The following is a 12581-nucleotide window of genomic DNA, read 5'->3' as shown; positions in this document are numbered from 1 at the left end:
GGCATTGGGCCCTCGGCGCTGACGGAGGCCATGGGCATGCTCAACCACCATTTCGCAGCAGCCGCCTGATCGGCGCAGAGCGACAGCCTACCTCTGACTGCCGCCAATCTTTGCAACAGAGCCCCATGGAGAACGAAATCCTCAAGGAAGCCGTGGAGTACGCCGCAGAAAAAAAGTGGATTGCGCGCTCGCCCTTGTTGCCCGGGGACGACCAGTGAAGACGGTCTGCCGGACGATGGGGCTGGCGCGCTCGCATGTGCGCGACCTGCTCGGGCGCGAGGAGGACTGGAACGATGGTCGTCGCCACCGCACACCCACTGGCGATGCCGGGCTGCTTGCTGAGCTGCGCCAGGAAATTGCGCAGCTGCCCAGCTATGGCTATCGACGTGCCTGTGCCTTGGTCAACCGTCAGCGCGCTGCTCAGGGTGCACCGAAGGTCAATGCCAAGCGCGTCTATCGCGTGATGGCGGCAGCCGACCTCCTGCTGCCCAAAGCACCACGCCGGCGCCAGTCCGCACGCACCCATGAGGGCCGTGTGGCGGTCTCGCGCAGCGACCTGCGTTGGTGCTCCGATGGCCTGGAAATCAAGTGCGACTCGGGCCAGACCGTGACTGCCACGTTCATGAAGGATTGCTGTGACCGCGAGGTGATGGCCTGGCGGGCCTGGGAGGGCAAGGGGCTGCCAGGGGAGCCGGTACGCGAGATGCTCATCGAAGCCGTCGAGCGTCGCTTCGGTTCGGTCGAGGCGGTGCCGGCAGACCAGGAACTGGAGTTCCTGAGCGACAACGGTGGGGCCTACATCGCAGCTGACACCAGGGCGCTGGCGCGTGCGCTGGGCCTCAAGCCCATCAACACGCCCGTCTGTAGCCCGCAGAGCAACGGCATGGCCGAGAGCTTCGTAAACACCTTCAAGCGCGACTACCTGGCCGCGCAGGAGTGGCCCGGCAACGTGCGCCAGCTGCGCCAGCGCATCGAAGAAGCGCTGGTCTTCTGCGACACCGTGGAACTGCGCGTGAGCGACTTCGATCGCTACCGCCATGCCGAGCCGCCGCCCACCCCGGCGCCAGCCGCCATCGCGCCCGCGGGCGCCAGCCTGAAAGACGTCGAGCGCGAACTGATCCACCGCACCATCGCCGAACTCGGCGGCAACAAAAAACGCGCCGCCGAGCGCCTGGGCATCTCGCGCTCGCACCTGTACAAGGTGCTCGCGCGCGAAGACTAGGGCAGCGGCGGCGCGGGGCTCAGCGGCGATAACGCCCGGACCAGGGCGCCAACTGCTCCAGCTGGGCGGACAACTGCAACAGCAGGTCTTCGCGGCCGAAGGACGCCGCGATCTGCACGCCGACCGGCAAGCCTGCCTCGGTCCAGTAGAGTGGCAGGCTGGCCGCCGGCTGCCCCGAGGCGTTGAAGGCGGCGGCAAACGTGCCATAGCGCCCTACCTGACGGCGCAAGTCCATGAAGCTCACCCCACGGGTGGACAACACCCCCAGCTTCAACGGCAGTTGCGTCAGGGACGGCGACAACACGATGTCGTAGTCCTGCAAGTAAGCCGCGAGCACCCGCCCGACGGCATGGAAGCGGTTGACGCAGGCAGCATAGGTAGCCGCGCTCAAGCGCCGGCCCTCCTCGTAGCCATCACGGTTGGCCGGCTCCAGATCGTCTGCCTGCAGCGCCCTGCCGGTCTGCGCCAGCTTCGCATCGACCGACAGCACGATATTGGCGGCCAGCACCTGCGCGTACGCGGTGACAAACTCGTCGTAGCCGATATCGGGCGGCTGGCTGTCCACCACGGTATGCCCGGCGCGCGCCAGCAGCGCAGCCGCGTGCTCGACCGCCGCCACGCACTCGGGGGCCACGTCCACCCCGGCGAAAGCGCTGCGCCAGACCGCCACGCGCAAGGGGCGCGGCGGGCGGGACAGCAGTGCCAGATAGGAGTCCGGCGCGGGCGGCGCGCTGTAAGGCGCGCCGACTTCCATGCCGGCAATCGCATCCAGCGCCGCTGCCGTGTCGCGCACGGTGCGCGAGAGCACGCCATCGGTCGCCAGGCTGCCCCAGCCCTCGCCCTTGAACGGCCCGATCGGCACTCGTCCACGCGAGGTCTTCAGGCCATACACGCCACAACAGGCAGCCGGGATGCGTATCGATCCGCCGCCATCGCTGCCATGCGCCAGCGGCACGATCCCGGCGGCGACGGCCACGGCCGCCCCGCCCGAAGAGCCGCCACTGGAGCGCGCAGGATCCCAGGGGTTGCGCGTGGGCCCGCCGTTGCGCAGCGCCTCGGTGGTCGGCGCCATGCAGAACTCCGGCACGGTCGTGCGCGCAAAGGGAATCAGGCCGGCCTGCTCGAAGCGATCTGCCAGCGTTGCATTGCGGGCATAGGTCGTATCATCGAGCAGGCGCGAACCGATGCTGGAGGGAAAGCGGATGTGCGCCAGCCCCGAGTCCTTGAGCAGGAACGGGATGCCGCCGAAAGGCCCACGCAAGGTCCATTCGCGCGCGACCGCCAGCGACTCCTCGTAGCGCTCGTAACACAGGGCGTTCAAGGCGGGATTGACGCTATTCGCCACATCGATGGCGCATTCCATCAATTGCGCGGGCGTGGTCTCGCCGCGTTGCAAAGCCTCGGCCAGGCCCAATCCATCCAGGGCCTGGTACTGTCCCCTATCCATGCTGCATCTCCTCGTTGTGATGTCGATTCAAGCCGCCAGATCCGGCTTCTCCCAGGACTGTCCCGGAACGGATGCGATCAGGCGGCGGGTGTATTCATGCCCGGGCTCATAGAAGATGCGCAAGGCCCGGTCGAGCTCGACGATCTCGCCTTGCCGCATCACGGCGATGCGGTCGCATATCTGGGCCGCCACGCGCAGATCGTGCGTGATGAACAGCACCGAGAGATCGAATTGGCCCGAAACGGTCTTGAGCAGATCCAGCACCTGCGCCTGGATGGAGACATCCAGCGCCGAGACCGCCTCGTCGGCGATCAGCATGCGCGGCTTGAGCGCAAGGGCCCGGGCAATGCCGATGCGCTGGCGCTGGCCACCCGAGAACTGGTGCGGATAACGGTCAGCCGCATCGCCGCCCAGACCAACCAGTTCGAGCAGCTCGCGCGCCTGGCGCAGGGCATTGCTGCGGGTTTCGCCAAAGGCGATCGGCCCCTGGGAAATGGCGTCGGCGATCCGGTGGCGCGGATTGAGCGAAGCGTAGGGGTCCTGGAAAACCATCTGGATCTGACGCCGGTAAGGACGGAACTCCCTGGCGTTCAGGCCCAGCAGTTCGCGCCCCTCCATCTTGACGCTACCGCGATCCGGGGGGATGAGGCCGATCAGGCTGCGCCCCAGCGTCGACTTGCCCGAGCCGGATTCGCCCACCAGCCCCAGGGTCTCGCCCTGGTGGATGTCCAGCTCGATATCGCGCAGTGCGGTGACCCGGCGCCCGCCTGTCACAAAGGTCTTGTTCAGCCCGCGCACCTGCATCAGGGGCGCGCGCTCGGGCTGCGCCGCCTTGCCCTGCGGTTTGTGCGGCACGGCGGCGATCAGCTGGCGGGTATAGGGATGTTCGGGCTGATTCAGGATCTGCTCCGCCGGCCCGCTTTCCACCACCTCGCCCTTGCGCATCACCACAATGCGGTCGGCGATATCGGCCACCACGCCAAAGTCGTGGGTAATGAAGATCACGCCGATGCCCATGCGACGCTGGATATCCTTGATCAGCGACAGGATCTGGGCCTGGGTGGTGACATCCAGCGCCGTGGTCGGCTCATCGGCGATCAAAACGTCCGGCTCCAGCGCCAGCGCCATGGCGATCACCACGCGCTGGCGCTGACCGCCGGAAAGCTGGAAGGGATAGGCGTCATAGATCGCCGCCGGCTCGGGCAGCAGGACCTGGGCAAACAAGTCCAGCACCCGGTTGCGTCGGGCTGCCGAATCCAGGTCGGTATGACGCTGCAGAACCTCGTCGACCTGGCGGCCGATGCGCATGATCGGGTTGAGCGCAGTCATGGGTTCCTGAAAGACCATGCCGAAGCACTTGCCACGCAGCGTGTACCACTCGCTGTTGGGCAGCCCCACCAGGTTGCGCCCCTGGTACAGGATCTCGCCGGCGGACACGTTCAGCTGATCGGGCGACAACAGGCCCATCACGGCATGCGCCGTGACGGACTTGCCCGAACCGGACTCGCCGACCACGCACAGGATCTCATTGCGATTGACGGTGTACGACACCGCCTGGACGACGTCCGGCCCGCCCTGGGCGACCGTGACCGTCAGGCCACGGATGTCGAGCAAAGGCTGTGTCATGTCGTCCTCTTGCGAGCCAGTTTGGGGTTGAGCGCATCGTTGAGGGCCTCGCCGATCAGATTCAGCGACAGCACGGTCAACAGGATCGCCACGCCCGGGAACACGCTCATCCACCAGGCGTCGCGCAGCACGCTGCGCGACGCACCGATGATGTAGCCCCAGGTCATGGCGTTCGGATCGCCCAGGCCGAGAAAGCTCAGGGCAGACTCCAGCAGAATCGCGCTGGCGACCATCAGCGAGCCGGAGACGATCACCGGCGACAGGCTGTTGGGCAGGATCTGCGTCAGGATGATGCGCGCATTGGACTGCCCCGCCAGCATCGCGGCCTGCACGAACTCCCGGTTCTTCAGGCTCATGAACTCGGCGCGCACCAGGCGGGCCAGCGGTGGCCAGGACACTACCGCGATGGCGAAGATCACGGTGGTCATGCTGGGCGTCAGGATTGCCACCAGCACCACGGCCAGAAAGAAGCTGGGAATGGTCTGGAACAGCTCGATGAAGCCCACCACCGCCTGGTCCACGCGCCCGCCATAGAAGCCGGAGATGGCACCCACCGACACGCCGAACAGGATGGACACCGCCGTGGATACGGCCGCCAGCAGCAGGGTCAGCCGGGCGCCATAGGCAATGCCGGCGCCGATGTCGCGTCCCAGCGTGTCGGTGCCCAGCAAGGTATCGTCCGTCATTGGCGGCATGAAGGGCGCATTGACGATTTCCCAGGGGTCATGGGGAAAGATCCAGTTCGCCGCGAGCGCCAGGCCGGCGACCGCGATGATCACGATCACTCCCGCGACACCGCCTTTGTGGCGGCAGAAGGCATGCAGGAAGTCTTTCATTTCAACTCGATTCGGGGATCGACCACGGTGTAGAGGATGTCGGTGACGAGGTTGACGATCACCACGATCAGCGACGCGATGAAGAACACCCCCAGCAAGACGCTGTAGTCACGCTGCAGCAGGGCGTCAAAGGCCAGCCGGCCGATGCCGGGCCAGGCGAAGACAGTCTCTACCAGCAAGGAGCCTCCGATCAGCCCGCCCGCCTGGATGCCGGCGTAGGTGATCACCGGCAACAGGGCGTTGCGCAGAACGTGGCGCGTGATGACAGTGCGCTCGCTCAGGCCCTTGGCGCGGGCAGTCTTGACGAAATCCAGCTGACTGACCTCCAGGATGGAAGCGCGGGTCAGGCGCGCATAGACCGCCATGTAGAACATGCCCAGGGTGAGCGCCGGCAGCAACAGATGGCGCGCGACGTCCATCACATGCGCCAGCCCCGTGAATTGCGCCCCCACTGTCTGGTAACCGAAGGCCGGCAGCCACTCCAGCTTGACCGAAAACAGCAGCACCAGCATCAAGCCCACCCAGAACAATGGGGTGGCATACGCCAGCATGGAGAAAGTCGTGATGACCGTATCGCCCCACTTGCCGACCCGCAGCGCGGCCTGCGTGCCCAGGCTGACCCCGGCAGCCACCGCGAAGATGAAGGCGGTGATCGTCAGCAGCAGCGTGGCCGGCAGGTGTTCGGCGATCAGGCTGGTGACCGGCGCCTGCTGCCGATAGGAGTAGCCCAGGTCGAAGGTCGCCACGTTCTTGAGGTATTGCCCCAGCTGCACGATCATGGGCCGGTCCAGGCCGAACTCCGTGCGCAGCTTGGCAATGAACTCGGCATCCACCGCGCCCGACTGGCCGGCCAGGATCTCGGCCGGATCCCCCGGCGCGGCGCGTACCAGAAAGAAGTTGAAGAGCGCGATCATCAGCAGAACCAGCACGCTCTTGAAAAGCCGGCTCGCGAGGAATTTGCCTATCTTCTTCATTCTTTGGACAGCCAGGCGTCGCTCTGGGTATCGACCACGCCCAGGCCGGTCGTCACGACATTGTGCAGACGCTTGTTATGGAACACCGAATAGTTGGTGTCGGCGATCCACAGCAGCGGGACATCCTCCACCAGAATCTGCTGCACCTCGGTATAGAGCTTCTGACGCTCCTCCTCGGTGGGCGCCTGCGCGGCGGCGTTGAACAACTCGTCGACCTTCGGGTTGCTGTACTGCGAGGTGTTGGTGAAGGGCAGCCCCTTCTTGATGTTGCTGCTGACATAGGTGCGCGACACGCCGATGGCGGGGTCGCCATACTGGAAGACGCCGTTATAGGCCATGTCGAAGTCCCAGTTGCCCATACGGGTGGTCCAGCCGCCCACGTCGGCGTTCTCGATCGTGACCTGCACGCCGATCTTGCCCAGGTTCTGCTTGATGTATTCCGCCGTGCGACGCGACATCTCGCCATAAGGCGACGGAATCAGCCCGACCCGCGCACGCACGCCGTCCTTGTCCGGCTTGAGACCCATTTCATCGAGCAGGGCGATGGCCTTCTTGGGGTCATAGGGATAGCGCTTGACGTTGGCGTCATAGAAGCGCGTGTTGTGATGGATCGGGCCGGTGGCGACCGTACCCGTGCCGTACATGATCTTCTCGGCGATGAAATCGCGATTCAGCCCGTACATCAACGCCTGGCGGAAGCGCTTGTCGGAAAAGGGTTCGCGCCCGCCATTGAGCTCGATCCACAACATCGTGGACCAGTACTCATAGCCCTTTTTGGTTTCCCCGATATGCGGCAGCTTGGCCAGGCGCTGCTGATCGATCGGCTCGATATCCTGCAGCCAGGCCTGCTGCACCGCGCCCTGCTCCAGGGCGAGGCGCCGCGAGGCGGCATCCGGAATCACGCGATAGGTGATGCCGTCCAGGTAGGGGCGGCCCTCCTTCCAGTAGGCGGGATTCTTCACCAGTTCGATATACGAGCCGCGCTCCCAGTGCTTGAACTTGAAGGGGCCCGTGCCGACGGGCGCATTGTTATGGGGGTTCTGCGTGATTGGCGTATCGACGTCGTAGAGATGCTTGGGCAGGATCGCCCCACCGCCGATGTCAAAGGCGTGCAGAAAGGCCGAATACGGCTGTTTGAGCCTGAACACCACGGTCTGGGGATCGGGCGCCGTGACCGATTCCACGTTGGCCATCAGGGTGCGGGTACGCGGCGTGTTGGCCAGGACCTTGGTGTAGGTGAACACCACATCGTCGGCCGAGAACGGCTTGCCGTCGTGCCAGCTCACGTTGGGCTGCAGATGGAAGGTGTAGGTCAGCTGGTCGGGCGAGACTTCCCAGGATTTCGCCAGGCTGGGCTGCGGCTTGAGATCGAACGAGTACGTCAGCAGGCTTTCGTAGACTTTGCCGGCGACCAGCTGCGTCACGGCCACCTGCTGCAGGGCAACGTTCAGGTTGGGGGGCTCGGGATTCAGAATGGCGCTCAACACGCCGCCGTACTGTGGCGTCGGGGCTTCAGCGAGGGCGACGCCCCCGACAGACAGCGCGCCCAGGGACAGGGTGAGTGCGGCAACACGGGACAGAATTCGTTTCATGGCTTTCCTTGTCGATGCCCTTGTCAGGCCTGGGAGGACGGCTCCAGGCCGCACCATTGCTGCATGAAAAGTGCCAGCGTGGTGGCCACGTTGATCATGCTGTCGACCGACACGCACTCATCGAAGCCATGCACGTTGCGTGCCTTGGGGCCATAGCAGGTCACCGGCACATCCATCATCAGACGGAAATGGCGCGCATCGGTGGTGGCGGTGGCGGCGTTGTGACCGGGCAGCTCTCCCGTGGCGGCGAGGTGCGCCTGCGCCAGCGCGCGCATGGCGGGCACTTCCAGGTCGTACTCGCAGCCCGGCGCATGAAACCCCTCGTAGCGCACGGTCACCTGCACATCGCCGTCGGCCAGCCCATCGGCCACTGCGCGCACGCGACTTTCCACAACCTCTTTGGCCTGCTCGATACTCATGTCGGGATAGCAGGCGATGCGCATGCCCAGGGTGCACACGCTGGGCACCGAGGAGTTCCAGTCGCCGGCGTGGATCTGCCCGAGGTTGAAGTTGATGGGGTGGTCATGCTCCCGATAGGCCGGATGACGGTTCTCGGGCAGGTTCCACTCTGCCTCCAGGGCCTTGAGGGCATCCACGATGCGCAAACCGGTTTCCACCGGATTGACGCCCGTCGTCATGTAGGCGGCATGCGCGGGACGCCCCACCACGTCGACGAACATCCAGAACACCCCCAGTTGCGAGCGCATCATCCGCTCATGGGTCGGCTCGGGAATCACCACCGCGTCGAAGGCCGACAACTTGGCCGCCGAGATCGCGCTTTGCAGGGCGGACACTGTCGCCAGCGTGCCATTGCCCGTGTTTTCTTCTTCGAGCACCCCATTGAACCCCACGGCTCCCGCCGGCTGCACTCCCAGGTTCTTGAGGGCTTTGAACGCTGCGAGGGCGCACACCAGACCCGCTTTCATGTCGCCGGAGCCACGCCCGTAAACCCAGCCTTCATGTTCCTTGCCCTCGAAGGGCCCCTCGCTCCACAGCTCATGCGGGCCGGTCGGCACCACGTCCAGGTGGCCGTTGAACAGCACCGCCTTGCCTGCACCGGTCGCGGGCTCATGGCGAGCCAGCACGTTGTAGCGCCCGCCATCGGGGCAGCACGGCGGCGAAAACAACGGCAGATTTTTCAGCTCTTCGGTGCGAAGCATGATGCGCTCGGAAGACAGCCCCAGATCGGCCAGCGCCTGTTCCAGGTACTCGGCCGCGGGCGTTTCCTGCCCGGGCAGGCTGCGGCGCTGCACGAACTCTCCCAGCGTCTGCACCATGTAGCCGCGTAGCTCGCGAACGGCCGCGGCGATCTGGTCGGATGTCACGGTACTGCCCTGCTCAGCGTTCATTGCTCTCTCCCGCCTGTGGGTGGCTTTGATGAAAGTAGAAATTTAAGTATCAATATTTGCTACTTAGATATCTATTAATGGCATGTTAGAGTTTCCCGCCTTGATCCGGCAAGACTGCCGGCATGAGTGATTTCCCCTAGACTGACAGCGCGACGGCACCTCACTTACGCGCGGAAAAACGCCCTACAGGAACAGAAACCATGGCCACTACGGAAACCCGCTTCAATCAATCCCTAGCCAAGGGTTTTGGCATCCTGGAAGCCTTCTCCCAGCACCCCGTGTCAAGCGACATCAGGAACTGACCCCCTGGCGACATCCAGAAGTGACCCCCGGTTGCTGATCAATCGGTTTGAGTTGCGGTGTTCGCGCTGGCCTGGGTAACCATGCCAGCGCGGCGCTTCGTTCGCAGGCGGTAGCTGTCGCCGCGGATCGTGATGACGTGGCTGTGGTGCAGCAGCCGATCCAGGATGGCCGTGGCCACAACGGCGTCGCCGAACACGCCGCCCCACTCGGCCACCGACCGGTTGCTTGTCACCAGCATCGAGCCGCGCTCGTAGCGCCGGCTCACGAGCTGGAAGAACAGGTGCGCTGCGTTCGCCTCGAACGGCAGGTAGCCGAGCTCGTCCACCACCAACAGCTTGGGCTTGGTGAAGTGGATCAGCTTTTCTTCCAGTCGACCTTCGGCATGGGCCCGAGCCAGCTGGGTCACCAAACTGGTCGCCGGCACGAACAGGGTGCTGTAGCCCCGCACGATGGCCTCGCGGCCAAGTGCCACCGCCAGGTGCGTCTTGCCCACCCCGGGCGGTCCGAGCAACAACACGCTGTCGCCGTTGGCCACCCAGCGCGATGTCGCCAGTTCGCGAATCTGCTTGGCGTCCACCGAGGGCTGCGCGTCGTACTCGAAGCCCTCCAGCGTGCGCACGCACGGGAACTTGGCGATCGACATCCCCATCTGGATGCGCCGCTCGTCCTTGCGCGCCACTTCGGCCGCGCACAGCATCGCAAGCGCTTCTCGCAGGTTCAGCTCGGCTCGCCCGGCTTGGTCCAGCAGCGTGTCGAGTTGGTCCCGGATGGCGGTGAGCTTCAGCCTGGTCAGCATCGGCTCCAGGTCGTTCAGCAGCTCGACCGGCTGCGTCTTCTTGGTGGCGGCCATCACCAGCCCCCTCCGAGCGCCGTCTCGTACTCGGCCAGTGGCCGAAGCAGTTCGGCCGGCGCGGCCGGTGTTGGCGCCGCGGTAGTCGGCCGTGCCAGCCAGCTCACGCCGACCAGATGCGCGCCAACGATGCCCACGAGATGGCTGCGTTCGATGATGCTGGTGCGCCGGCCCGCGTTCTGCGCGTGGCAGGCCACTTCCTGGCCGGCGTACAGCACCCGCACCAGTCGCTCGGCCACGATGACGGTGACGCTCTCGCCGATGAGCTTGAACGGCACGCTGTAACGGTTGGTGTCCAGCTCGATGCACGCATCGGTGTGAACCCGGCGGCTGAGTTCACGCACCTGCAGGAACGGCGCCTTGGCCGCCAGCGGCGCAAGGGCTCGTCGTTCGTCGCGCTCGAAGCGATCGATGGGTTGCTCGGCGGTGGTGCCATGGACCCGTACATCGGCGACCTCGCGCATCCAGCGCGCCAGATGCGCCTGCAGTTCCTCCAGGGACGCGAAGCGATGACCGGCGATGGCGTTGCGCTTGACGTAGCCCACACCACGCTCGTCCTTGCCCTTGGTCCTGGCACGGTACGGCGCGCACGCCCTCGGCGTCACGCCCCAGTAGCGACAGAAGGCGTGGAAGCGGTCGTTGAAGGCGACCTCGCGGGTCTGGACGTCGTGCTCGCTGACGAGCGCTCGGGCGTTGTCGATCAACACCTCGCGGGTGGTGCCGCCGAAGTGTCGGAACGCGCCTTCCAGACCCTGTAGCCAAGCCGACTGGCGCTCGTGCAGGAACATGGCCACGTAGGTGCGGCGCGAGTAGCCCAGCGTTGCCACGAAGAGGTGAACCTTGATCTGCTCGTCGTCGATGGGCACACGCACGGTGCCAAAGTCGATCTGCAACTGATGGCCTGGCGGCGTCTCGAAGCGCACTGTCGCCGCCGTCTGGGCAAGCACTTCGCGCCGCAGGTGCGCCACGGCGCGCTCGACGGTGCGCAGGCTCACCGTCACGCCGTGTTCGCGCTCCAACTCCTGGCGCACGACATCGCAGTTGCCGCGGTGCTGGCGGAACCGCTCGGTCAGCCACTCGCTGTAGGGCGTCAGCCGGCCAGGGCGCTGCGGTGACCGGTATGGCTGCCAGCCTCCCTGGCGCAGGTAGCTGCGCACCGTGTTGCGGCTGCAACCCAACTCGCGGCTGATGCGCTTGGCGCCCCAGCCTAGCGATGCCAGCTTGAGCATCGTTTGAACGTCCTCAGGCGCTTGCATCGCCTGCCTCCCTTCGATCCACTTGGACCGGGGAGCTTGCTTGACCATCTCTTGCACTTCGACCTCCTTCCACGAAGGGGGTCAATTCCTCGTGTCGTCAGGGGGGCAGTTTGTCGTGTCGCCTGACACATAACTGCAGACTGATTGATAAGAAATCCGTCTGCACTCATAAGCTCTTCGATGCACCGATCTGGAGCAAGGGGGTCCTGCTGCCCCCTGCAAACGCACCAGCTAGGGGTATATACCAAGGCCCGCCGCAGGCATGAACCATTGCATAATTGTGAAAATCACATGTGGTTCAGCTGCATCGCAGCGACCCATGCATCGAAGAGGCAAGCATGGACAAGACATTTTCAACACTGGAACAGCGCAGCAATTCAAGTTTTGGCTACTGGAACCGTGCGGTTGCGGACACGTATTTCGATATGCATCTGTCTTATCAGAATTCAGAGCATTTCAACGGAGTTCTCGAAGCGTGGGATTTGTCGGTTGTCCAGCTCTCTTGCATGACCTCCGATGGCGCCATCTACAAGCGCGTGCAGAAGGACTGCAGCACGAATGAGCGCCAAGTGCTGGTCACTCTTCCAGTCCAAAGTGAGATTGAGTTCAGCCAATTGGGTCGCACGACCCGATGCGACCCAGGCCAGTTTTTATTGGAACTGAGCGAAGAACCGTTCGTTTTTGGACACAGCCGCCACAACGAAATGTGGGTATTGAAGATCCCAGTTTCTTCGTTGCGTGCCCGCATTGGGGAACCCAAGCGCTTCTGCGCGCGCTCCTACGATGCACAGGAAGGGGTAGGCGGATTGCTTGGAGACTACTTCCGCCTCATGATGCGTAACCGTGAAATGGCCTATGACGCGAACGTTCGTGCCTTGATGGGCGCGCATTTCGTGGATCTGCTCGCGCTAAGTCTTCAGGGCCATCCTGACGCACTCCAGTCCTCTCAGTCCGCCGTTCGCGACGCACACTTGGCCCGGATTGAGGAATACGTGCGCAAGAAGGCTCTGTTGCAAAGATTGGCGGCAGTCAGAGGTAGGCTGTCGCTCTGCGCCGATCAGGCGGCTGCTGCGAAATGGTGGTTGAGCATGCCCATGGCCTCCGTCAGCGCCGAGGGCCCAATGCC

General features: G+C 64.5%; 9 protein-coding genes and 2 pseudogenes. 3 read left to right on the top strand and 8 right to left on the bottom strand.

Annotation, left to right across the window (positions count from 1 at the left end):
• Nucleotides 1–125: 125 nt before the first annotated feature.
• Together Q4610_RS20705 and Q4610_RS20700 are read left to right on the top strand one after the other, a co-directional pair.
• Nucleotides 126–937, top strand: a pseudogene (locus Q4610_RS20705) (IS3 family transposase); the annotation flags it as partial.
• Between the two features lie 12 nt (nt 938–949).
• Nucleotides 950–1222, top strand: a complete 273-nt coding sequence (locus tag Q4610_RS20700; protein ID WP_304537742.1) for a helix-turn-helix domain-containing protein — start codon at nt 950–952, stop codon at nt 1220–1222.
• A 19-nt stretch (nt 1223–1241) separates the two neighbouring features.
• Here Q4610_RS20700 and Q4610_RS20695 read toward each other — a convergent pair whose 3' ends face one another.
• From Q4610_RS20695 to istA, 8 genes are all read right to left on the bottom strand, one after another.
• Nucleotides 1242–2669: an amidase gene (locus tag Q4610_RS20695; protein ID WP_304537741.1), complete on the bottom strand. Its 1428-nt coding sequence runs from the start codon at nt 2667–2669 to the stop codon at nt 1242–1244.
• Nucleotides 2670–2696: 27 nt separating this feature from the next.
• Nucleotides 2697–4295, bottom strand: coding sequence for an ABC transporter ATP-binding protein (locus tag Q4610_RS20690; RefSeq protein ID WP_063491805.1), 1599 nt, complete (start codon nt 4293–4295; stop codon nt 2697–2699).
• Complete coding sequence (locus tag Q4610_RS20685) at nt 4292–5131, bottom strand: ABC transporter permease (protein ID WP_063939549.1); 840 nt, start codon at nt 5129–5131, stop codon at nt 4292–4294. Before Q4610_RS20685 ends, Q4610_RS20690 begins: the two co-directional genes overlap by 4 nt.
• Complete coding sequence (locus Q4610_RS20680) at nt 5128–6105, bottom strand: ABC transporter permease (protein WP_156507223.1); 978 nt, start codon at nt 6103–6105, stop codon at nt 5128–5130. Before Q4610_RS20680 ends, Q4610_RS20685 begins: the two co-directional genes overlap by 4 nt.
• Nucleotides 6102–7697 (bottom strand): ABC transporter substrate-binding protein, encoded by a 1596-nt coding sequence (locus tag Q4610_RS20675; RefSeq protein ID WP_304537740.1) that lies wholly within the window; start codon nt 7695–7697, stop codon nt 6102–6104. Before Q4610_RS20675 ends, Q4610_RS20680 begins: the two co-directional genes overlap by 4 nt.
• 23 nt (nt 7698–7720) lie before the next feature.
• Nucleotides 7721–9046, bottom strand: a complete 1326-nt coding sequence (locus tag Q4610_RS20670; RefSeq protein WP_304537739.1) for an ArgE/DapE family deacylase — start codon at nt 9044–9046, stop codon at nt 7721–7723.
• Nucleotides 9047–9386: 340 nt separating this feature from the next.
• Nucleotides 9387–10199, bottom strand: a complete 813-nt coding sequence (gene istB / locus Q4610_RS20665) for an IS21-like element helper ATPase IstB (RefSeq protein ID WP_304537738.1) — start codon at nt 10197–10199, stop codon at nt 9387–9389.
• Nucleotides 10199–11503 carry an IS21 family transposase gene (gene istA / locus Q4610_RS20660; RefSeq protein WP_204731836.1) on the bottom strand — a complete coding sequence of 435 codons (1305 nt, stop codon included), beginning with the start codon at nt 11501–11503 and terminating at the stop codon, nt 10199–10201. The genes istB and istA overlap by 1 nt, the downstream gene beginning before the upstream one ends.
• 290 nt (nt 11504–11793) lie before the next feature.
• Here istA and Q4610_RS20655 point away from each other — a divergent pair.
• A pseudogene (locus Q4610_RS20655) lies at nt 11794–12312 on the top strand (cupin domain-containing protein); the annotation flags it as partial.
• Nucleotides 12313–12581: the final 269 nt, after the last annotated feature.

The sequence above is a fragment of the Sphingobium cyanobacteriorum genome (assembly GCF_030580935.1).
GTDB lineage: Bacteria > Pseudomonadota > Alphaproteobacteria > Sphingomonadales > Sphingomonadaceae > Sphingobium > Sphingobium cyanobacteriorum.
Note: the sequence above shows the minus strand (reverse complement) of the source record. Positions and strands in the feature narration are given on the sequence as shown.

Bases quoted from the DNA above. Each gene is read 5' to 3' on its own strand.
- Q4610_RS20695 (WP_304537741.1), bottom strand. From the start codon at position 2,669: ATGGATAGGGGACAGTACCAGGCCCTGGATGGATTGGGCCTGGCCGAG.
- Q4610_RS20690 (WP_063491805.1), bottom strand. From the start codon at position 4,295: ATGACACAGCCTTTGCTCGACATCCGTGGCCTGACGGTCACGGTCGCC.
- Q4610_RS20685 (WP_063939549.1), bottom strand. From the start codon at position 5,131: ATGAAAGACTTCCTGCATGCCTTCTGCCGCCACAAAGGCGGTGTCGCG.
- Q4610_RS20680 (WP_156507223.1), bottom strand. From the start codon at position 6,105: ATGAAGAAGATAGGCAAATTCCTCGCGAGCCGGCTTTTCAAGAGCGTG.
- Q4610_RS20675 (WP_304537740.1), bottom strand. From the start codon at position 7,697: ATGAAACGAATTCTGTCCCGTGTTGCCGCACTCACCCTGTCCCTGGGC.
- Q4610_RS20670 (WP_304537739.1), bottom strand. From the start codon at position 9,046: ATGAACGCTGAGCAGGGCAGTACCGTGACATCCGACCAGATCGCCGCG.
- istB (WP_304537738.1), bottom strand. From the start codon at position 10,199: ATGGCCGCCACCAAGAAGACGCAGCCGGTCGAGCTGCTGAACGACCTG.
- istA (WP_204731836.1), bottom strand. From the start codon at position 11,503: ATGGTCAAGCAAGCTCCCCGGTCCAAGTGGATCGAAGGGAGGCAGGCG.